A 21,509-nucleotide genomic window follows, 5' to 3' on the forward strand; every position below is an offset into this window, starting at 1 on the left:
TGATTTATTAACATTCTATCTTACTTTACTAGCTCGATAAAATTATGATCTATATACATATCTTGAGAAAATTTAGGTTGTCTAGTTTGTATCAACTCAGCTGAGTTATCTACATTTATTAAAGAACTTCTAGCTGTAATTCCCTTAATATCATCTAAAGCAGCTTTTAATAATACTTCATTTTCATCTCCAAAAGGAAGTATATTTCTCCATGATCTAAATTCTTCTACTTTAATATTGGGTTCAAAACCGTCAGCATAATCGCTTTGCCCTAAACTATTATATATCTGAAAAACAATAGGCTGCATTGCATTTTTATGATTTGGATTAGCAGAGTTTACATCTGTGAAATCTGATGTTGGCGAATCGTATAATGTTATAGAACCTTCATTTTTTCCTGTAGTTTTTACTCCTACTACTTTAACATCTATGAAAGGTCTTAAACCGTTTATAATCATTTCACTCGCAGAAGCCGTACTTCCAGAAGCTAAAACATATAATCTAGTTAAACCACTTACTCTATTGATAGTTTCTGTTCCTAAATTATTTCCATCAGCATCGAATTTAGTTAATGTATTAAAGAAAGGTGCTCTAGCATTTCTATCCGTATGTTTACTGTTATATCTAAGTTCTCCAAAAGTAGTGCCTTCAGTAACTTCAGCTGTGATCATACTGGCTAAATATGCAGATGTTAAAACAGATCCACCTCCGTTAATTCTTAAATCTAATACTAATTCTTGAATACCAGCACTTTTTAACTGTGCAAAAGCAGCATTCAATTCATCATTAAAAGAACTTCTAAATCCATTATAAACTAGATAGCCTACTTTTTTACCGTTTATGTTATCAAAAACTTTGGTTAAATGTACAGGGTTATCAGCAACAGTGGTTCCAGTTATAGTTTTATCTTCTTTAGAAGTAACACCGTCAGTCTCTACAAAGTTAAATGTTGCTGTTTCGGCAGCACTATAAGGTTCTAATACAGTTCTGAAATTAGCGGTAGTCATTTTATTACCATTTATTCCGTTGAATATATCTCCTCTTTTAAAACCAGCTAAGTCAGCAGGTGATCCTGTAGAAACAAATTGAATATAAGCTACTACATCATCAGTACTATCTACTCTTACTAATGCTATTCTAAATCCAAAAGATTTGGTAATTCCCTGAAAAGCTTGTTGTTGCGCAACATAATCTTCTATAAACCAAGAAAAATCGTCAGATGGATGCTTTAAGCTATTGAATAAATCTTCTGGTTTAGAAAAACCATTTAAATACGTATAATATTGATCAGTATTATCATCTTTTGTATCAGCTAAATCAGTAACCTGAGCTTGCCAATTATACCAGCTATTTAAACCTTTCCATACAAAATCGTTAACTTCGTTATTTAAAGTAACAGTTGTACCTCCATCATTTCCATTATCTCCTGACACAACTTCATCCTTACTACAAGAAACTAAAGCTATTAATGCTATTAATACTAATTTCCTCATTTATTAAATATTAAATTATTACTATTTACCTATAAAAATATTAAAAAGAAATCTTATTATTTGTTAATATTATTGAATTACTGTTAATTTTTCTTGACAGGAATTCGATCTCTTTCTATTTTTCCTTTTTGAATAGCCTTATAGTTTTCATAACAATTTAATACAGCTTCAATCAATTGTAAGTCGCTAGCTTTTTTAATAAAATATTCAGAATAATTACAATCTGTAAGTAATTTTGTTAATTGCTGTTTATCCATTTCTAGATATTCCATCATTACTTCTCGATCAAATTTTCCAGCTAACATTTTTCGAAGATCATCTTCTTTTTTAAGTTTTTGTAACTTTTTTAACTGTTTGGGTTTTTTACCAAAAAGATTGTAAACCAAATCAACAGGATTTAAAAGCTTAGCAATAGGAGAGGAGACCTTTTGAGGTCGACCAACTTCGTATGTTTGTGGTAATCCATTCAATTGAATTCTGGTGAATCTATCTTTAGGTACCTGTTTTACATCTACTTCTAATACACCTATTAATTTTGTAGATTTAATAACCACTTCTTTTACTTCTTCTGGCTTTTCATTTAAAGCAATTACTAATTCATTTCCTTTTAATAAATCATTGGTAACTTTTAGTTTTATAGATTCAAAACCTAAATAAGACACTAATACAGTATCATTACTTTTTGCAGTCAATTCAAACAATCCTTTTTCATTGGTGATAGTACCAACTACAGAATTTAAATTAAGTACATGGGCAGCACTTAATGGTTTTTTGGTATCTGAATGAACAATTTGACCTTTTAATTTTTTGTTTTGAGAAAAACTAAATGAAGCAATTAGAATAAAAACTAATAAATGTAAACGTTTAAGCATATGCAATAATACGGATATTTGTTATGATATTTGTCGGTTAAGTGTTAAACAAATTTCAAAAAGTATACCATATTTAAGAACACTTATAGGTTTTGTGCACATAGCGGGAGTCGAACCCGCACGTTCTTACGAACACAGGCCCCTCAAGCCTGCGCGTCTACCAATTCCGCCATACGTGCTAAAACTAAAAAAGTTAAGCATAAGCTTAACTTTGTGACCGGGCTGGGGCTCGAACCCAGGACCCTCTCCTTAAAAGGGAGATGCTCTACCAACTGAGCTACCCGGTCAATTGCTTTCGTGAAAGCGAGTGCAAATATACAGTTACTATTTGAATCTAAAAATATTTTTTTATGTTTTTTTAACTATTTATTATTTTCATATTTGTTGGTATGAAAATAATAGTACTCGGATACATGGGAAGCGGTAAATCTACCGTTGGAAAAAAGTTATCAAATACATTAGATATACCTTTTGTTGATTTAGATAATTATATAGAAGAAAAATTACAAAAGTCTATCAGTGAGATATTTAAAACTGATGGGGAAATTTTCTTCAGATTAAAGGAACATGAATTCTTAAAAGAGTTACTAAATAATGAAAAAGATTTTGTGTTATCATTAGGAGGAGGAACACCTTGTTATGCTGGTAATATGGACATCATTAATAACGCAGAAGATAGTCTATCTATCTATTTAAGAACTTCTGTGAGTGAAATAGCAAGTAGACTACAAAAGGAGAAAGAATCTAGACCGTTAATAGCAAAATTATCTGATAATGAATTACATGAATTCACTGCTAAACATTTGTTTGAACGTAGCTTTTTTTATGAGCAAGCAGAGATTAAGGTAACTACTCATGACAAAACTCAAGAAAAATTAATTACTGAATTGGTTGCTATTCTAAGTAAGCAATAATTTCATCTTCTTTAAAATCAACCACCACATGTTCTTTAATAGATGTAGATAAAGAAATACCTTTAAAATCAGCTTTAACCGGATACTTTTTATGGTTTCTATTAACTAAAACTGCTGTTTTAAACTTCTTTAAAGGCACTTCTAAAAAGTGTTTTATGGCATAAATTAGAGTGGTGCCTGAGTGTAATACATCATCTACAAGTACAAGTGATTTATTCATATAGCTTTTAACATCCATATCAACAGTTACGGCTTCTAAAGGATTCTTCTTATTAATTTTAACTTTACAAAGAACGATAGTAATATCAGAAATCTTTTTAAGTTCTTCCACAATCTTCTCAGCAAAGTAAAATCCATTATTTGCAATACCAGCTACAACAATTTCTTTTTCTTGATAGTTTACCTCATATATTTGGTAAGCTATTCTCTTTATTTTTTGTTGTATTTGTAAATTATCAAGTATAATATTTTCAACTCCTGTCATGCTACAAATTTAATCATCTTATTCATTAGTATCATAATAATCTTCTATATCTCTTCGATCTTTTTTTGTTGGTCTACCAGTACCTTTCTTTCTGTAGTAATCTTTCGCAAATTTTAATAATTCTGTTTTTTCAAATTCTTCTTTTGGTGTTAGATCTTTTCGATATAAATCTACAAGTTTAGCACCAACTCTGCTTTCAGGAATATCCAATACCTTAATTTGATAGTTGATTTGGTTTTTTCTTATGAAAATAGTTTCACTACCGTAGATTTCTCTTGAAGGTTTGCAGTTTATATTTTCAATTTTAACCATTCCTTTTTTGCATGCATTTGTAGCTATACTTCTAGTTTTAAACAATCTGATACACCATAAATACTTATCTATTCTCATACAAAAAGTTAATTTTTTATTGTCTTCTTTCCACAAAGGTATAAAAATGGTAAATTGCAAGCCTAAATTAAATCGAATGAAGAAAATAAAGTATATACTAATTTTAAGTATTATTACAATTTTAGTGTATTCCTGTGGTGATGACGGAGTACCAAGTCTTATTGATCCAAACTTTGATCATGCAGCTCAAGCTGTTAAGGATAATGACTCCTTAGTTTTGTTTTTAAAAAATCATTATTACGATTCTACTGAAGGAATTGTAAAATTAAAGGAAGAAGGTTCAACTGAGACTGCTCTTTTTGATGATAGTAATTTAATTACTCAAGAGGTAAAAGAAATTATTAATGATGAAGAAATTGATTATAAATTATATGTATATAAAAGTAAAGAAGGAGTAATAACTAATCCTAATCCTACATATGTAGATTCTGTTTTAGTTGATTATTCTGGACAATTTATTTTAAATACGACTTCAATTTCAGAAAATAACTTTGATAGTAATACCAATACTTGGTTTGAATTAGGTTCTTCGGTAATTAGAGGTTGGAGTTATGGATTTATAAACTTTAAAACAGGAACAAATAATGGAGCTTCTAATCCAGATGAACCTTTATCGTTTTCTAATCCAGGTGAAGGAATATTATTTATCCCATCAGGATTAGCTTACGGAAACGTAGGTTTTGGGGGAGGAATAATTCCACCGAATCAAATTTTAATGTTTTATATCAAATTAAACGATATGGAGCCAATTATTGATTCAGATGAAGATTCTGTACTTAATAAGGATGAATTTGAAGAAGGTCAAATTCCATGGTTTAATGATACTGATGGAGACGGTATACCAAATTATTTAGATACTGATGACGATAATGATCGTGTACTTACCATTAATGAAGATACGAAAATAGAGGATGGTGATCCAACTAATGATTTTAGTGATCCAAATAACCCAGACCTACCAGACTATTTAAATATAGACATTCGAAAGTCGAAAAACTAAACAATAAAAAAGGACAACTAATTTAGTTGTCCTTTTTTATTTATATAAAGTAGATTATTTAAAATCTGTATGATAATCCAACTATGATTTGATTTACACGAGTATCAAATTTTTGAGCATCTGTTCCAAACGAACTTGAAATTAAATCAGATTCTATATCTGAAAAACCTCTTTCCCAACGTAAATCTAATCCAATCTTACCTAGTTCAATACCACCACCTAACTGTAAACCAACGGTAAATCCATCTGCATTTAAATTACTAACAGTATCAAAACCTAAATCACCATCTAACACATATTGAAAAGAAGGACCAATGTGTGCGTATGCAACTTTTAAAAACTTTTTTCCAATTAAAACAGGAATGTCTATTTTTTGGAAATCATAAGATGCTTTTACATCAGTAGTTGCTGAATTTCTAAAATTTACTTCACTTTTTAATGAAGTATAGACTAATTCAGGTCTAATATACCATCCTATAACAGGTAATTTAAAGCGTAACCAAACTCCACCATGAAATCCAGTTCTACTTGACGCACTACCATTAATAATATCATCAGATACTTCTTTAAAAGAATCTGAATTGTAGTTAATACCCCCTTTAATTCCAAAATGAATTTGCGCATCAGCAAACTGTGAAGCTGCAAAAAATAAGCATAAGGCTAAGATTAGTTTTTTCATATTATTGAATTTTAATGTATTTATAAAACGTAATCGAAATAGTATTATTTTCTTTTTAATACGTCTTTAACAGCTTTAACAACTGCATCTTGATCAATGTTATATTTTTTCATTAATTGAGCAGGAGTTGCTGATTCACCAAAACTATCATTTACTGCTACAAACTCTTGTGGAGTAGGAGAGTGCTGTGCTAAACAACGAGCAACACTTTCACCTAAACCTCCATATTTATTATGCTCCTCAGCAGTAACTATACATTTGGTTTTAGCTACAGACTCAAGAATAGCCTTTTCATCTAATGGCTTTATAGTATGAATATTAATTACTTCAGCAGAAATTCCTTCACTTTCTAATTGTTCAGCAGCTTGTAAAGATTCCCAAACTAAATGTCCAGTAGCCACAATAGTAACATCAGTACCTTCAGTTAATTTAACAGCTTTACCAATTTCGAACTTTTCATCAGTAGGCATAAATACGGGTACTTTTGGTCTACCAAATCTTAAGTAAACAGGACCATCATGCTCAGCTATTGCAATTGTTGCAGCTTTTGTTTGGTTGTAATCACAAGTATTAATTACTGTCATACCTGGTAACATTTTCATTAACCCGATATCCTCTAAAATTTGATGCGTTGCTCCATCTTCTCCTAAGGTTAAACCTGCATGAGAAGCACATATTTTAACATTCTTATGTGAATAAGCAATAGACTGGCGAATTTGATCATAAACTCTACCTGTAGAAAAGTTTGCAAATGTACCTGTAAAAGGAATTTTACCCCCAATTGTTAAACCAGCAGCCATTCCCATCATATTTGCTTCTGCAATACCAACTTGAAAAAAACGTTCTGGATGATTTTTAGCAAATTCATTCATTTTTAATGAACCTGTTAAGTCAGCGCATAAAGCAACTACATCAGGATTGTTCTTACCTAACTCTGTTAAACCATCACCAAAACCTGAACGTGTGTCTTTTTTTTCTGTGTATGTATATTTTTTCATTATTGTGTTGTAATTTCAGTTCAAAAATAGTGTTTTAGGGATTAAGAAGTCTCTAAAAGGAGTAATTCTTTATATAATTTATGAACAGGCAATCCCATTACATTAAAATAACTGCCTTCAATTTTATCAATCCCAATTTTTCCAATCCATTCTTGTATACCATAAGCTCCAGCTTTATCAAAAGGCTGGTAGGTTTTTATGTAATAATCAATTTCTTCGGAAGATATTTCTTTAAAATAGACTTTAGTGATATCATTAATGATATGTTGGAAATCTTTACTTTTAATACTTACTGATGTGATCACATCATGTGTTGTATTAGATAAACTCTTCAACATGTTAAAAGCTTGGTCATAATTTTTTGGTTTTCCTAAAGCTGTATTGTTTAACCAAACAATAGTATCAGAAGTAATTAATAAGTCATTTTTCTTGAGTTCTTGATCAAATGGTTTAGATTTTAAATCAGCCAAAAAATCGGTGATTTCTTCTGCTTTCAAGTGATCTGGAAAAATTTCTTCTACTTCTTTTAATCGAATCTCAAAATCCAAGTCCAAATCTTTAAAAAACTGTTGTCTTCTGGGAGAACCTGAAGCTAGAATAACATTGAAATGTGAAAGTTTTTCTCTTAGCATAAATTTAGAAACTCTTTTTTAAGCGCGCTAAATCTCGCTTATTATCTCTGTCTTTTATGGTTTGACGCTTATCGTGTGTTTTCTTTCCTTTTGCTAAGGCTATATCTAGTTTTGCCCATCCATTTTCATTAATGAATAAGCGTAAAGGAACTATAGTATTACCTTTAGCTTCAACTTCACGTCCTAATTTTTTTAATTCTTGCTTATTGAGTAAAAGTCTTCTTTCACTTTTAGGATTATGATTATAATGGTTACCAAAAGCATATTCTTCTATATACATATTGATAACAAATAGCTCACCTCGTTCATTAAATTCACAAAAACTCTCTGTAATTCTTGCTTTACTTTGACGAATAGATTTTATTTCTGTTCCTGTTAATTGAATTCCAGCGGTATATTTATCTAAAATTTCAAATTCGAAACGAGCTTTTTTATTCTGTATGTTTATTTTTTTCTGCATAAGATTTTAACCAATACAAAACTACATAAAATAAGACTATTTAGCGTTTAAGATGGAAATATTATAATTAATACCGAAGTTGGCAAAAACACTACTTAATTGTCCACCTCTAGCTTTTACATAACCAATCCCGCCTCTTAAGTTTAAGTTATTACTTACTTTAAGGTTAAGACCGACACTTGGTTTAACAATTAAACCTTCACCTGTACTAATTCCACCACCACCTGCGGCACCACCTAATAACTGACCATATATACTTAATGAATTGTTGAAGAATGAATTTGATTGTACTCCTAAACCTACAATTCCTTCAGCATATGCTCCTGCATCTCCGAAGTTAGCAAATGAAGTTTGTCCTGCTGCATATATATATTTGTTTAAAAAGACATTAATTTGCAATGAAATTTGATGCATATCTTGTTCAAAATTTCCATTTCTACTCGCATTTACATACCAATCTTGTTTTATAATAGTTTGCAACCCTTTGAATTTAGCTTTAGAAAACTCTTTAGTATCAGATAGAATTCCATCTTTATCTACATAATATTTTAAACCGATGCCAAAAGTAGAGGAGATAAAATGTGCATCAGGGCTCATTAAGAATCCTTTGTTTATTGAAGCATAGAAGTTGTCGAATAGTTTTTGTTCTAAAGATATATCAGGATAAATTAAAAAACCTCCTTTAGTATCAACACCACCACCGCCTCCAGCACCTATACCGAATTTAGCTTGAATATTAGTTCTGTTTTTATTCATTGATAAATGATATCCTCCACCTAGGAAAATATCCATATAACCTGCGGGAATACCTTTAAAAGCACCATCTGCTCTTACAAAATAGAACCAATCTTCTGAAAGAAATGATATAAATTCAAAACCTGCTAGTCTTATGGTTCTTCCATCTATAGATTCGCCTGTAGAAAATTGAGAGTCACCTTGAACAGATAAATTATTCAGATGTACCATTAAAGAAACTCGATTTGAATTTCTTTTCCAGTCTGAATCCTTAAGATTAAGATCGTCAAATACGAATTTCTTTTCTTTAGCATTAAAGTCTGAATAATCAAAATTTAGAGGAACATGTATAGCTCCATAAAATTGATTACTATTAATAGTACCACCATCAAAGAAATTTACATAACTCCAACCAGTAGTGATAGAAAAATGCTTAAAGTCGTATCCTAAACTAAGGTGAGGTAAAATAAAAGCTCCCCCTCCGTCAGGAGCTGAAGCACCACCGCCACCGCCAAAATGTAAACCTGCATCTACAAAAAAGTGATCGGTAAAATTATGCTGTATACCTGCATTAATACCTAAAGTAAAAAATCCTCCTCGTATTCCTCCTACAGCACCATAAAAACCTAAACCAGTATAAGCCCAGTCATTTAATTTGAAATTATAATGTAAACCTGTAAAATCCATATTAGGTTCATCAGAAGGCATTTTAATACTTAAAAAGTCTAATTGTGCAAAACCAAATTGTGTTTTTTTAGTAGGAATACTATTATTTTCTTGTGCATAAAAAAAATGAACGCTCAGTGCCATTAGGAACACAAGCGTTCTTTTTAAAGATATTTTAATCATAAAATATGTTAGTATGGTTTATGAATTTCTTGTCGTTTTCCGTTTATGTAAGAAGCTACAAATGCATCACTAAATCCGTATTTAATTAATTGACGTCTAAAGTCTTGAGCTTCTTTTAACGTTAAAAATAGACCTATAGAGTAGCGTAAATAATCTTCATCAGATAGAGTACCAGCAATAGTTTTAGATAATAAAGGGTATCTTTTTTCTGTAAAAGCACCAATTTGTACAGAATATACAGTTTCATCTTTTATTCCATCTTTGATAGATTCTATTTTTTCACTTGCAGAAATGGTGTCATCTGAATTGTCTTCACTTTCATTCTCATATTCATTATCATTTTCATCGTCGTAGTCATCAGTATTGTTAGTTATACTTGCTGTTTGACTATTTGAAGTGTCAGAGCCTATTGCAGAAGGATTTTTTTGGAAAGCATAAATTGCAAAAGCTAAACAAATACCAGCTAAAGCACTGAGTAATATGTTTCTATTTCTGGCTACACTTTTTACATCACCTATTTCTTCAATCTTTTCATTGAGTTCATTTTCTAACTCTTCATTTTTAGAATTTAGATTTTTGATTTGATCTTGTAAATCTTCAAATTCTTGATCATTTAAGAATGGCATTGAATACGATTTAATTAATTACTTGTAGCTAAAATACAAATCTTTATTAAATAACTAGAAAAATTATGAAATTGAGGTTATAAAGTAAGGGGACGTAGCCTCACCTAAGAGGCTACGATAGTGTTTCCCCCTTAAAACACTTCTTAGTAGCTACCTTCTACAATAAGTAACTTCTTCAAAGATAAGAAAATCTAATTAACTTTATTGTTGACTATCAAAACTTTAGAATCATCTAATAGTTTTGTGAAGAATATATAACTAGAGCCTCCATCACTTATTTTAGTTTCTTTTCTTATTTGAGCTACTGTTTTAGGAAAATTTCTAGTGGTAATATTAGCTTTTTTAGGAACTTCTTTGGCAATACGTTTTTTATTGTAAGGCAAAACTTTTTCTATTTCAAAAGTTCTACCTGGGAATTCTATTAATTCATCAGAAGTATATAAATGGGTGTGCTGATGTAATTTACTTATGTTTAATTGACGACTAATTTCATTGAATCCACCAGATTTTAAGATAGCTGCATTGGGCTCATATAGATACTTTTTAGGCATGCTGTAATTGACCTCGTTTTTTTCTTCAAAAAGAATAAAATCAAATTTTTGAACAGTGTCCTTTTTAAAGTTTACAGTCTTAACATTTACTGATGCGATATGATTTTTTTCTAGTAAAAACAAAAGCTCCTTTACCTCATTATTTATAGCTACTATATGTACTTCTTTTACATTTTGTAACTCTTTTAAAGCAAGGGAAATATCTAATAGTGGAGATGTTTTGATCAATACTGTTTCAGTCTTTTCAAAAAGAGTTTCTAAATGTTTAGGTATATTTGGAGTACAGTCACTTAATAAAAAAACTTTATTTTTATTTTGGTCTCTTCTTGCAGGATCAGTGTAAATACAATCAAAAGTTGAAGTCTGATTCTTAATGTAATCAATTCCATTTTGATCAATAGTCTTCATATTTTTAACATGAAGTTTGTTTAGATTGTAGGCTACAATTTGAGATAATTCTATGTTTATTTCACAATGTGTAACTTCTTCAAACAGTTTTGAAAAAAAATAAGCATCTACACCAAAGCCTCCGGAAATATCAATAAGATTTTTACCCTTAACTAATTTGGATTTATATAATGCTGTAATTTCAGAGGAAGTCTGTTCAATCGATATTTTTTCAGGATAATAGATATTTTCTGTAGCAAACCATGTAGGTAATTTTTTGCTACATTTTTGCTTTGCTTGTATTTGATTTGCGAGTTCTTGAATACTAATTCCTTGAAAAGGACTTCCTTTCAATATCAATTTGGAAACTTCTTCATTCAAATTGTCATTTATAAATTGTTGTACATCAGTTTGTAAAATATCCGGATTCAAAAAAAAGTAAATTAATGTAATTAAATGACCAAAGTACTGATATTTTTTGGCACTTTTGCAGCCATTTTTTTAACAAGTATTTAAACATTATGAAAAGAATATTATTGATATTAACTATGATTTTTACTGCTAATGCTGGTGCGCAATATTACGTGTCTTTTAGTGGTGGTTACTCATTTGAAGCACATGAGAAAGTTTTAGGGCGAAATATTTCACCTGAAGGTATTACTGATTTAGAAGGCAGTTATGGAGCAGGAGCCAACACTCAAATTAGAGGAGGCTATTATTTTAATGATAAAATTGCTATTGAATTAAGCGTTGGTCATTTATTTGGCCAAGATCAACAAGTAAGGAAAGTAGAAAATGTACCTACATTACCTGAAGTTGATTTAGTAGCAAGAGGAAGAGTTTTTGGAGCCTCTATATCAGGTGTATATAATATTACCAATAACTTTTATGCAAGAGCTGGTTTATTAACGAAGTTAAGAGGAAAAACGGAAGCAAATGGAAGTGTAAATATTGCTATACCAGTTCTTGATCAAACAGGCACAGTAGTTAAAGCTCCTGCACCGACTAGTATTGATTTTACTACAAATTTTAGAGGTGAATTCCCTTTAGGTTTTGTTGGAGCAATAGGGTATAAGTTTAAGATTTCTGAACATTTATCTTTATTTACAGAATTAGAATACATTAATATTAATGTTACTAGAAACAAATCTCAATTAGCTAAATTCAATGCAGTAAGAATAGATGGAGATGTGGTTACAAGAGATGAAATATTAACTACTTTTAATTTATTGGCATCACCTAGTTCTACACTTGCTGATGCTTCAAAAGAAAGCTTAAAACAACTTTCATTTTTATTCAGAGACGAATTTATATGGGGGACAGAAGGCACAGAAAAGCCTGATTCTCCAAACTCATCTATAGGATTTAATTTTGGACTTATGTATAAGTTCTAAAAAAAAGTAAATTATAAAACTAAAAAAGAGGCTAGAAAGCCTCTTTTTTTAGTTTAATCCTTTAGTATTTTTTGTGTCAGATAAATTAAAGTTAGCATTGCTAGTCTTTGCATCAGTAAAATCTGCACCAGCTAAGCTTTTTGCCTTGGTTATTTTTGCATTATCTAAATTTGAATCTCTAAAAACTGTATTTTTTGCACTACCGTTTGAGAATTGAATATTTTTTAGGTTTGATTTAGATAAATCAGCATTATTTAAATTAGCACTATTCAATTCGCAATTCTCTAAATTTGAATGCGATAAATTAATACCGGCTAAATGCTTTCCAGATAAATTAGTATTTCTTAAATCGCAATACGAAAAATCAGCATTATCAAAAATAGCAGTTAACTCAGTTTTTGTAAAATTTGAACCTAAGATAAATAATAATAACTGTGTACGTTCTGGGCTTAACAAAACTGTTTTTTCGCCATCTTCATCTAAATATTCATATGGTTTTAAAACACTAGCTAAGCTTACTATTCTATTTCTTGTTTTTTTATTAAACCCAGTTCCAGGACTTTTATCAATCAAATCAAAAAGACTAGCTAATTGAAAACTATAAGAAGCTCTTCTCGATCCTTCTACAAGTCTATTTTGCGTATGAATTAAAGCATTTTGTTTTACTAATATGTATAATGAAATTAAAGAAGGTACTATTGAAAATAATAATAAAACAAGACTTAATAAACGAACGCGAACAAAACGTTTTACTAAGGCTGTAAGTAAACTAGCTGAAGTATCTGGAGATACATTCTTTTGTGAATGAAATTCAGTAAACCAATTATTAAAACTCTTATTAAGGTTAGCACCTGTAAATAGTTTCCATGTCCAACTTAACGTTTTTTTTCTACGTTCTTCTTTTCTTTTTGTTTTTGAAGCTGCGTCTTCAATTTTAGATCGCAACGCTTCATTTTCTTTTTTTAGTTGTTCTAACTCATTCTCAAAATTATCTTCCATAATTATTTACAAATTAGCTTTTATCATTCTATCGTTACCAAAAAGGTCTTTCTTTAATATACTATTTTTATACCCTTTTTCCATCAATATTTGCTTGGTTTCCTGACCTAAATATTGATTGATTTCAAAAAATAACAATCCGTTTTTATTCAAATGTTTAATACCAAAATCTGCAATTCTTTCATAAAACACCAAAGGATTATCATCTTCAACAAATAACGCTAAATGTGGCTCATTATTTAAAACATTAGCTTTCATTTCTTTTTTTTCCAACTCTCTAACATAAGGAGGGTTAGAAACAATAATATCAAAAGTACAGTCTAATCGCTTGTCTGATAGAATATCATGCTGAATAAATTTAACATCTGCCTGATTAAAATTTGCATTATTTTTAGCTGTCTCTAATGCCTTTTCAGAGATGTCAATCGCATTAACTTCTAAATAAGACAATTCTTTTTTTAATGTAATTGCAATACAACCAGATCCAGTACCTATATCTAAAACCTTAAGTTCTTCTTCTGTGTTTTTAACTTCTTCAAGTACCCAACTTACCAATTCTTCGGTTTCTGGTCTTGGGATCAAGACGTTAGAATTTACGTTGAATTGATATCCATAAAATTCTGTTGCACCTAATATATATTGAATGGGTTCTTCTTTTTGTAAACGACTTACAATTGTTTTTAAAGTTTGAAGATCTTTTTCTTTAATTATTTCATTTTCGTTAGTAAAAAAGTCCATTAATTTTAGTTGTAACAACGCTTCGATTGTTCTGAAGAAAAATGCATCAACCTCTTTTTTAGGGTACAAATTAATGAGTTGGTTATTAAAAAAAGCTCTAAAGTCTTTTAAGGTCATATTTTAATGTAAAAATGGTACTTTTGATGTATCAAATGTATAGAAAACAAATGAAGAAAGTAATTTATTTTATAGCTATATGCTTCTTTTTAATGAATTGTTCTGTTAAAAAGAAACCAACCTTTATAAAAGTTGACGATATTAAGTTTGTTTCCTTGAAGTCAGATACTGTTAGATTACAAGCTAAAGCTTATTTTAAAAATGAAAATGATATCGGTGGTAAATTATCGACTGATGAAATTAAAGTCATTGTTAATGGGGCAGAAGTAGCACAAGTTTCTTCAGATGAATTTAAAGTACCTGCCAATAAAGAATTTCAAATCCCATTGAATGTTGTTATACCAGCAAATAAGGTGTTCGACAATAATAAAGGTGGTATTCTAGGTGGACTTTTAAACTCTATTTTAAATAATAATTTAAAAGTTCAGTTTAAAGGAGATATTAAATATAAAGTTTTTGGAATTTCTAACATCTATACTGTAGATAAAACCGAAGAAATTAAAATTAAGTTATAGTTGTGATTTTTGAGGAAAAATACATGCGTCGATGTCTTGAATTGGCAGAAAAGGGTATAGGTACTGCACGACCTAATCCGTCAGTAGGGGCGGTTATTGTGAATGAAGGTGTTATTATTGGAGAAGGGTTTACCGATGCTTACGGTGGACCACATGCTGAAGTGAATGCTGTTCGTTCGGTAAAAGATGAATCATTATTCAAAACATCTACAATGTATGTCACTTTAGAACCGTGTTCTCATTATGGAAAAACCCCTCCTTGTTCAGATTTAATAATCCAAAAAAAGATTCCAAATGTGGTGATTGGAACTATTGATACGCACAGTATTGTAGCGGGTAGAGGCATAAAAAGATTAAAAGATAATGGGGTAAATGTTGTTGTTGGAGTTTTGGAGGAGGAATGCAAAGAACAACATAAACGTTTTTTTACAGTACAAAACAAAAAAAGACCCTATATAGTTTTAAAATGGGCAGAAACTAAAAATGGTTATATAGCTCCGTTAGAAAAAGAGAAACAAGCTCCTATTTGGATTTCTAATGAATATTCAAAGCAATTAGTTCATAAATGGAGAGCTCAAGAACAAGCTATTTTAGTGGGAACAAATACTGTAATTAGTGATAATCCTAAATTGAATATCCGTAGTTGGACTGGTAATGATCCCGTAAGAGTTATTTTAGATAGAAACTTACGCATTTCTAAAAAAATGAATGTGTTAGACGGTAGTCAAAAAACTATTGTAATTACAGATATTAAAACTTCTACAGAAAAAGTAGCATTATATCGTACAGCCGATTCTAATTATGAACAAGAACTCATTATAGAAGAAATAGATTTTACAACAAACGTTGCATCACAAATTTGTGAAGTATTACTACAACATAAAATTCAATCTGTTTTTATAGAGGGTGGTAAACAAACCTTACAAACTTTCATAGAGGCTAATCTTTGGGATGAAGCTAAAGTTTTTGTAGGAGATTCATATTTTAAATCAGGAGTAGATGCTCCTATATTAGATCATCCTGTAAAAAGAGAAGAACATATAGAAAACAATATTTTAAAATATTATTATAATGATTAAGAATATCATTTTTGATTTTGGTGATGTATTCATCAATTTAGATAAAGAAGCTACATTAAAGGAGTTGGCAAAATTAGGTGTAGAAAATGTTACTGAGGACATGATGAAAGTTTATTATGATTATGAAATGGGGCTGATGACTACACAAGAGTTTGTAGATTTTTTTCATAATGAATTTAAGATTGAAAAAGAGCAATTAATATATGCTTGGAATGCCATACTTTTAGACTTTCCGTTATATAGACTTAGTTTTTTAAAAGAGTTAGTAGCATCAAACCAATACAGACTATTTTTATTGAGTAATACTAATGATTTACATATTTCATGGATTCAAGACTATTGGGGAAGTGAATTATATAATGAGTTTAAAGATTGTTATGAACAATTTTACTTATCTCATGAAATCAATTTAAGAAAGCCTAATACTAATATTTATGAATTTGTTCTGCAAAATAATGATTTAGTAGCAGAAGAAACTTTCTTTATAGATGATACAAAGGAAAATACTGATTCCGCTAGTAGCCTAGGCATAAAAGTTTGGAATATAGACCCTAAGAGTGAAGATGTAGTTAATCTATTGAGTAGAGAAGAATTTAATTTATGATATACTTAGTACTCAGTATTTTAATTTCTAGTGGTTTATATGTGATTTTCAAGCTTTTTGAAAAGTTTAAAATCAATACATTTCAAGCCATAGTGGTAAATTATATTGTAGCTTTCACAATTGGCTATTTATATTCTCCTATAAAAATTCCTGTTACTGAAATCTCAAAACAACCTTGGTTTTTTGGGGCAGTAGCATTAGGCTTATTATTTATTTCTATTTTTAACTTAATGGGATTAACAGCTCAAAAAAATGGACTTTCAGTTGCTTCAGTTTCAGGAAGAATGGCAGTAGTCATACCCATTATTTTTGGAGTGATTTTATACAATGAAAAAATTACTTTCATTAAAGTTACGGGTATCATTTTAGCGCTGTTGGCTGTTTATCTTACCTCAGTAAAAAAAGAAAAACTCAATATAAATAAAAGCTCGTTATTATTTCCTGCAATTCTTTTTTTAGGTTCTGGAGCTATTGATACTCTATTAAAATATGCCGAAGTAAATTTTGTTCCTTCTTCACAAGTATCTATATTTTCTGCTTCAATTTTTGGTATAGCCTTCATACTTGGTTTGATCACAGTAATCATTCAGGGAATTCGAGGTAGAATAACACTCAATTTCAGAAATATAGTAGGAGGAATTGTATTAGGAATACCTAATTACTTTTCTATCGAGTTTTTAATTAGAGCTTTAAAAATAGAAGGTTTTGATAGTGCTATTTTGTTTACCATAAATAATGTTTGTATTGTCTTATTAACAACCATTTCTGGATTAATTCTCTTTAATGAAAAATTAGAAAAAAGAAATTGGATAGGAATTGCAATAGCGGTTTTGAGTATTGTTCTAATTACGATTAAATAATGGAGAAAGACATTTATAAAACAATTACAGAACCATCAGAAGAAACACTCTTTAAAGATAGAAACAGTAAGTTTTTTGGTTATGCTTTTCCTGTAATATCAGAGGATGATATTAAAATAAAACTAGAAGAAATTAGAAAAAAACACCACACAGCTGGTCACCATTGCTATGCTTGGAAACTAGGAACCGATACTATTCGATTCAGAGCAAACGATGATGGAGAGCCAAATAATTCTGCTGGCCAACCTATTTATGGGCAAATTCAAGCCTTTGATTTGACAAATGTTCTAGTAATTTCTGTTCGGTATTTTGGTGGTACAAAATTAGGAGTAGGAGGTTTAATTAATGCGTATAGAACTTCTGCTCAATTAGCTTTAGAAGCTTCAAAAATTATAGAAAAAACAATTGATATTCAATATCAACTGACATTTGACTATGATATGATGAATAAAGTACAACGTATTATAAAAGAACGAAATATTACTATTGTTACTCAAAAATTAGAACTGAATTGTCAGTACATCATCTCAGTGCGTAAAAAAGAATCAACAGCAGTATTTGAAGCTTTTACAACTTTGTTTAAAGTCAAAATTGAGGAAGTTAAAAGTTAAAAAATTTTAGATTGAAAATAGTATACAACATCTGATATTTATTAATTAAATTAGTTTCCAGTTAAACCAAATAATAAAATGGAAGATTTTTTCACGTTTTTATCAACGCACTCCAATGGTATACTAATGCTTATTTTATTAGTTTTCTCTGCAATATATGCACTAAACTGGTTAGCTAAAATTTTCAAATGGGGGAGATATAACATTAGTAAATTAGATAATGACGAAGCAACTCAGGCGGCCTATGGAGATATGAGTTATGTTTTTACACAATTTTTGGTAAAAATAATAAGCGATTTTAAACATTTACTTGCATTGGTAATTGTATTGATTTTTACTGGACTCATCATTTTTTCTATGGCAACAACCCCTGAATTTGATGAAAAAATGGAAGCATTACAATTAGTTATTGCATCGTTAGGGGGGCTTTTAGGAACTGTAATTGGTTATTATTTTGGAGAATCTGCATCTAATAAACAAGAATCAATATCTACAACGGAAGAAGAAACTCAAGATAATGTAAGAAATGAAATCTTTGAAGAGGAAATGCAAGTTGCTCCAAATCCAGATATTAACTTTGATGAAGAAGAGCAACCATGAGTTTAAAAAGAAGAACATACGACATAAGAGTTAAGGATTCAATTTTTAATCCTCATACCAATGAAAGAAAAGAAGGTATTGCTTTTTTTAGAAAAAAAGGGAAAACCATGTTTTATAAGGTTAATCTCTATTTAGAAGGTAATGATTTACCATTCATAAAAAAAGTGACATATCATTTACATAAAACATTTAAGAATAGGGAACGCGTAATAGAGAGAACTCCTGGTAATTTTAATTGTAAATTAGTATTATGGACATGGGGGTTGTTTACTGTAAAAATTGAAATAGAAGATATTACAGGACGAAAATTTCATTTAACTCACTACTTAACTTATGGCAATGAGATCACAAAAGGTCAAGTAAAATGGAAAAAAGAGTAGTTTTAAATAACTTAAGTTACTCTTAATCAAAACTTTTTTAGGAAATCTTAATATTTAAACGTAAATTTGCACTCCTTTTTACGAGAGCAGATTTAAAAAAGGTGTTACAAAATTTTTTTTACGTTTAATTTCTCTTGGCGTTAGTATCGTTAAAAATCTGGCTAACAAAAAGATACAAAATTATTCTCAGACATGTCTGAAGAAACAAAAACAACTGCAGAAGCAGTTAACCCACAAGAATTTTTAGCAAACTTTAACTGGCATAAATACGAAGAAGGTATTGATGAAGTTGATGAGTCTAAATTAAAGGAATTCGAAAAAGCGTTAGAAGGAACTGTAGGTTTCGTTAATGAGCGTGACGTAATTGAAGGTGAAGTAGTTCGAGTAACTGATCGTGATGCCATTATTGATATCAACTCTAAATCTGAAGGAGTTATTTCATTAAACGAATTCCGTTATAACCCAAATTTAGCTGTGGGTGATAAAGTAGAAGTATTAGTTGACAAAAGAGAAGATTCTTCAGGTCAATTAGTATTATCTCACAAAAAAGCACGTGTAATTAAAGCTTGGGATAGAGTTAACAACGCACATGAAACTGGAGAAATCGTTAACGGTTTTGTAAAGTGTAGAACTAGAGGTGGTATGATTGTAGATGTTTTCGGAATCGAAGCATTCTTACCAGGTTCTCAAATTGATGTTAAGCCTATCCGTGATTACGATCAATACGTTGAAAAAACTATGGAATTCAAGGTTGTTAAAATTAACCACGAATTTAAGAACGTAGTTGTATCTCATAAAGCATTAATCGAAGCTGATTTAGAAGAGCAAAAACGTGAAATCATCGGTCAATTAGAAAAAGGACAAGTATTAGAAGGAGTTGTTAAAAACGTAACTTCTTATGGTGTATTTGTTGACTTAGGAGGTGTTGACGGATTAATTCACATTACAGATTTATCTTGGTCTCGTATCAACCACCCAAGTGAAGTTGTTGAATTAGATCAAAAATTAAATGTTGTAATCTTAGACTTTGATGATAACAAGTCTAGAATTCAATTAGGATTAAAGCAATTATCTGCTCATCCTTGGGAAGCTTTAGATTCTAACTTAAAAGTAGGAGATAAAGTAAAAGGTAAAGTAGTTGTATTAGCAGACTATGGTGCGTTTGTAGAAGTAGAAGATGGAGTAGAAGGATTAATCCACGTATCTGAAATGTCATGGTCTACTCACTTACGTTCAGCTCAAGATTTCGTACAAGTAGGTGACGAAGTTGAAGCTCAAATCTTAACTTTAGATAGAGAAGAGCGTAAGATGTCTTTAGGTATGAAGCAATTACACCCAGATCCATGGACAGATATTACTTCTAAGTTCCCTGTTGGTTCTCAACACGAAGGAACTGTTCGTAACTATACTAACTTTGGTGTATTTGTTGAATTAGAGGAAGGTATTGATGGATTAGTTTACATCTCTGATTTATCTTGGACTAAGAAAGTTAAGCACCCATCAGAGTTTGTTACTGTAGGTGATAAATTAGCTGTACAAGTATTAGAATTAGATGTTGAAAACCGTAAGTTAAACTTAGGACACAAGCAAACTCAAGATAATCCTTGGGATGCTCATGAAGCTAAATATGCTATCGGAAACAAATTTGAAGGTACTATTACTGCTAAGAATGATAAAGGAGCTACAGTTACTTTTGAAGATGGAGTTGAAGCATTTGCACCTTCTCGTTTCTTAGAAAAAGAAGACGGTGGTAAATTAGCAAAAGGAGATACTGTAGAATTTGTTGTTACTGAATTCAGCAAAGAATACCGTAAGATTGTTGTTTCTCATACTTCTATCTTCAGAGAAGAAGAGCAAAGAAATGTGAAAGCAGCAGCTAAGAAAGCTCAAGAATCTGAAAAAACTACTTTAGGTGATATCGGAGGATTAGCTGAATTAAAGAAGAAAATGGAACAAGGTAAATAATCACCTTTTTCATTATAAATTTATAAAAACCATTACTTTTTTAGTAATGGTTTTTTTTATTGATAAAAAGTTATACTTTGGTACCAAATTTGTCGTTTTACTAAACGAATCTAAAATTAAAAACAAATGAAAAAAATTTTATGTTTAGTAGCTTTTTTAGCTATGGCGTCTAGTGCTTTTGCACAAGATGGAAAATTAAGAATTGGAGCAAATATAGGTTTTACTACAGGAAGTGGTGATTCATCTTTTGTTATAGGAGGTGATGTAGACTATTTATTCAATGTAGATAGCAGATTTGATGTTGGTGCTGCAACTGGTTTAGCTGTGGTTACAACAGGAAATTCAATTATTCTTCCGTTAGCTGGAGCAGGAAGATTTAAAGCTACTGATAAAATTGATTTAGGTTTAGATATGGGATATGCAATAGGAATTAACAATGCTGGAAATGGTTTTTATTTCAGACCTATATTTGAATATAAATTACAAAGTAATATTGCTTTAAGAGCTTCGTATAGTGGAGTAGATTCAGGAGGATTCTTAAATGCAGGAGTGATGTTTAGTTTATAAAAACAATCAC

Annotated in this window: 25 protein-coding genes and 2 tRNA genes; 12 read left to right on the plus strand and 15 right to left on the minus strand. The window is 30.2% G+C overall.

Annotated elements, in window-relative coordinates; translation table 11 throughout:
* Positions 1 to 20 precede the first annotated feature (20 nt).
* From BVC87_RS03300 to BVC87_RS03315, 4 genes are all read right to left on the minus strand, one after another.
* Positions 21 to 1,493 (minus strand): S41 family peptidase, encoded by a 1,473-nt coding sequence (locus BVC87_RS03300; protein WP_075340926.1) that lies wholly within the window; start codon positions 1,491 to 1,493, stop codon positions 21 to 23.
* An 83-nt stretch (positions 1,494 to 1,576) separates the two neighbouring features.
* Positions 1,577 to 2,365, minus strand: coding sequence for a carboxypeptidase-like regulatory domain-containing protein (locus tag BVC87_RS03305; RefSeq protein ID WP_075340927.1), 789 nt, complete (start codon positions 2,363 to 2,365; stop codon positions 1,577 to 1,579).
* 95 nt (positions 2,366 to 2,460) lie between these two features.
* A tRNA-Leu gene (locus tag BVC87_RS03310) sits at positions 2,461 to 2,544 on the minus strand.
* A gap of 35 nt (positions 2,545 to 2,579) precedes the next feature.
* Positions 2,580 to 2,652: transfer RNA gene (locus BVC87_RS03315), tRNA-Lys, on the minus strand.
* A 102-nt stretch (positions 2,653 to 2,754) separates the two neighbouring features.
* Between BVC87_RS03315 and BVC87_RS03320 the strand changes: the two genes are divergently transcribed.
* Complete coding sequence (locus BVC87_RS03320; RefSeq protein ID WP_075340928.1) at positions 2,755 to 3,279, plus strand: shikimate kinase; 525 nt, start codon at positions 2,755 to 2,757, stop codon at positions 3,277 to 3,279.
* On the opposite strand, the gene BVC87_RS03325 is transcribed toward BVC87_RS03320, so the two are convergent.
* Together BVC87_RS03325 and BVC87_RS03330 are read right to left on the minus strand one after the other, a co-directional pair.
* Positions 3,260 to 3,763, minus strand: coding sequence for a phosphoribosyltransferase family protein (locus tag BVC87_RS03325; protein ID WP_075340929.1), 504 nt, complete (start codon positions 3,761 to 3,763; stop codon positions 3,260 to 3,262). The two genes, BVC87_RS03320 and BVC87_RS03325, sit on opposite strands and share 20 nt — an antisense overlap.
* An 18-nt stretch (positions 3,764 to 3,781) precedes the next feature.
* On the minus strand, positions 3,782 to 4,153 hold the full coding sequence (locus tag BVC87_RS03330) for an RNA-binding S4 domain-containing protein (protein ID WP_075341023.1): 372 nt from the start codon (positions 4,151 to 4,153) through the stop codon (positions 3,782 to 3,784).
* Between the two features lie 76 nt (positions 4,154 to 4,229).
* Here BVC87_RS03330 and BVC87_RS03335 point away from each other — a divergent pair, with 76 nt between their 5' ends.
* On the plus strand, positions 4,230 to 5,153 hold the full coding sequence (locus tag BVC87_RS03335; RefSeq protein WP_075341024.1) for an FKBP-type peptidyl-prolyl cis-trans isomerase: 924 nt from the start codon (positions 4,230 to 4,232) through the stop codon (positions 5,151 to 5,153).
* 58 nt (positions 5,154 to 5,211) lie between these two features.
* On the opposite strand, the gene BVC87_RS03340 is transcribed toward BVC87_RS03335, so the two are convergent.
* The 7 genes from BVC87_RS03340 to BVC87_RS03370 form a co-directional block, all read right to left on the minus strand.
* Positions 5,212 to 5,832, minus strand: a complete 621-nt coding sequence (locus BVC87_RS03340; protein WP_075340930.1) for a porin family protein — start codon at positions 5,830 to 5,832, stop codon at positions 5,212 to 5,214.
* Positions 5,833 to 5,876: 44 nt separating this feature from the next.
* On the minus strand, positions 5,877 to 6,830 hold the full coding sequence (locus BVC87_RS03345) for a transketolase family protein (RefSeq protein WP_075340931.1): 954 nt from the start codon (positions 6,828 to 6,830) through the stop codon (positions 5,877 to 5,879).
* 41 nt (positions 6,831 to 6,871) lie between these two features.
* Positions 6,872 to 7,462 carry a Maf family nucleotide pyrophosphatase gene (locus BVC87_RS03350; protein WP_075340932.1) on the minus strand — a complete coding sequence of 197 codons (591 nt, stop codon included), beginning with the start codon at positions 7,460 to 7,462 and terminating at the stop codon, positions 6,872 to 6,874.
* Between the two features lie 4 nt (positions 7,463 to 7,466).
* The gene (gene smpB / locus BVC87_RS03355) at positions 7,467 to 7,922 is read right to left on the minus strand and encodes an SsrA-binding protein SmpB (protein ID WP_075340933.1); all 456 of its coding nucleotides are present in this window, start codon (positions 7,920 to 7,922) and stop codon (positions 7,467 to 7,469) included.
* Positions 7,923 to 7,958: 36 nt separating this feature from the next.
* A complete protein-coding gene (locus BVC87_RS03360) occupies positions 7,959 to 9,506 on the minus strand; it encodes a hypothetical protein (RefSeq protein ID WP_075340934.1) in 1,548 nt (515 codons plus the stop codon).
* Between the two features lie 8 nt (positions 9,507 to 9,514).
* The gene (locus BVC87_RS03365; RefSeq protein WP_075340935.1) at positions 9,515 to 10,132 is read right to left on the minus strand and encodes a hypothetical protein; all 618 of its coding nucleotides are present in this window, start codon (positions 10,130 to 10,132) and stop codon (positions 9,515 to 9,517) included.
* Between the two features lie 191 nt (positions 10,133 to 10,323).
* Complete coding sequence (locus tag BVC87_RS03370; protein ID WP_075340936.1) at positions 10,324 to 11,502, minus strand: THUMP-like domain-containing protein; 1,179 nt, start codon at positions 11,500 to 11,502, stop codon at positions 10,324 to 10,326.
* An 89-nt stretch (positions 11,503 to 11,591) separates the two neighbouring features.
* Here BVC87_RS03370 and BVC87_RS03375 point away from each other — a divergent pair, with 89 nt between their 5' ends.
* Positions 11,592 to 12,464: an outer membrane beta-barrel protein gene (locus BVC87_RS03375; RefSeq protein WP_075340937.1), complete on the plus strand. Its 873-nt coding sequence runs from the start codon at positions 11,592 to 11,594 to the stop codon at positions 12,462 to 12,464.
* Positions 12,465 to 12,512: 48 nt separating this feature from the next.
* Here the strand turns inward: BVC87_RS03375 and BVC87_RS03380 are convergent, their stop codons facing one another.
* Together BVC87_RS03380 and prmC are read right to left on the minus strand one after the other, a co-directional pair.
* Entirely contained in the window at positions 12,513 to 13,463 is a 951-nt protein-coding gene (locus BVC87_RS03380) for a pentapeptide repeat-containing protein (RefSeq protein WP_075340938.1), read from the minus strand.
* A 6-nt stretch (positions 13,464 to 13,469) separates the two neighbouring features.
* Positions 13,470 to 14,318 (minus strand): peptide chain release factor N(5)-glutamine methyltransferase, encoded by an 849-nt coding sequence (gene prmC / locus BVC87_RS03385; protein WP_075340939.1) that lies wholly within the window; start codon positions 14,316 to 14,318, stop codon positions 13,470 to 13,472.
* A 50-nt stretch (positions 14,319 to 14,368) separates the two neighbouring features.
* On the opposite strand from prmC, the gene BVC87_RS03390 reads away from it, so the two are divergent.
* The 9 genes from BVC87_RS03390 (at position 14,369) to BVC87_RS03430 (ending at position 21,499) form a co-directional block, all read left to right on the plus strand.
* Positions 14,369 to 14,833, plus strand: a complete 465-nt coding sequence (locus BVC87_RS03390; protein ID WP_075341025.1) for an LEA type 2 family protein — start codon at positions 14,369 to 14,371, stop codon at positions 14,831 to 14,833.
* A gap of 23 nt (positions 14,834 to 14,856) precedes the next feature.
* The gene (gene ribD / locus BVC87_RS03395) at positions 14,857 to 15,912 is read left to right on the plus strand and encodes a bifunctional diaminohydroxyphosphoribosylaminopyrimidine deaminase/5-amino-6-(5-phosphoribosylamino)uracil reductase RibD (RefSeq protein ID WP_234974627.1); all 1,056 of its coding nucleotides are present in this window, start codon (positions 14,857 to 14,859) and stop codon (positions 15,910 to 15,912) included.
* Entirely contained in the window at positions 15,905 to 16,516 is a 612-nt protein-coding gene (locus BVC87_RS03400) for an HAD hydrolase-like protein (RefSeq protein WP_075340941.1), read from the plus strand. Before ribD ends, BVC87_RS03400 begins: the two co-directional genes overlap by 8 nt.
* Positions 16,513 to 17,376 carry a DMT family transporter gene (locus tag BVC87_RS03405; protein ID WP_075340942.1) on the plus strand — a complete coding sequence of 288 codons (864 nt, stop codon included), beginning with the start codon at positions 16,513 to 16,515 and terminating at the stop codon, positions 17,374 to 17,376. The genes BVC87_RS03400 and BVC87_RS03405 overlap by 4 nt, the downstream gene beginning before the upstream one ends.
* Positions 17,376 to 17,987, plus strand: a complete 612-nt coding sequence (locus BVC87_RS03410) for an IMPACT family protein (RefSeq protein WP_075340943.1) — start codon at positions 17,376 to 17,378, stop codon at positions 17,985 to 17,987. Before BVC87_RS03405 ends, BVC87_RS03410 begins: the two co-directional genes overlap by 1 nt.
* Positions 17,988 to 18,065: 78 nt before the next feature.
* A complete protein-coding gene (locus tag BVC87_RS03415; RefSeq protein ID WP_143569704.1) occupies positions 18,066 to 18,587 on the plus strand; it encodes a hypothetical protein in 522 nt (173 codons plus the stop codon).
* Entirely contained in the window at positions 18,584 to 18,967 is a 384-nt protein-coding gene (locus tag BVC87_RS03420) for a pYEATS domain-containing protein (RefSeq protein ID WP_075340945.1), read from the plus strand. Before BVC87_RS03415 ends, BVC87_RS03420 begins: the two co-directional genes overlap by 4 nt.
* 192 nt (positions 18,968 to 19,159) lie before the next feature.
* Complete coding sequence (gene rpsA / locus BVC87_RS03425; RefSeq protein ID WP_075340946.1) at positions 19,160 to 20,932, plus strand: 30S ribosomal protein S1; 1,773 nt, start codon at positions 19,160 to 19,162, stop codon at positions 20,930 to 20,932.
* 126 nt (positions 20,933 to 21,058) lie between these two features.
* Positions 21,059 to 21,499, plus strand: a complete 441-nt coding sequence (locus tag BVC87_RS03430) for an outer membrane beta-barrel protein (RefSeq protein WP_075340947.1) — start codon at positions 21,059 to 21,061, stop codon at positions 21,497 to 21,499.
* The last annotated feature ends 10 nt before the right edge of the window (positions 21,500 to 21,509 follow it).

Origin of the sequence: Tenacibaculum agarivorans (genome assembly GCF_001936575.1) — a bacterium.
GTDB classification, from domain to species: domain Bacteria; phylum Bacteroidota; class Bacteroidia; order Flavobacteriales; family Flavobacteriaceae; genus Polaribacter; species Polaribacter agarivorans.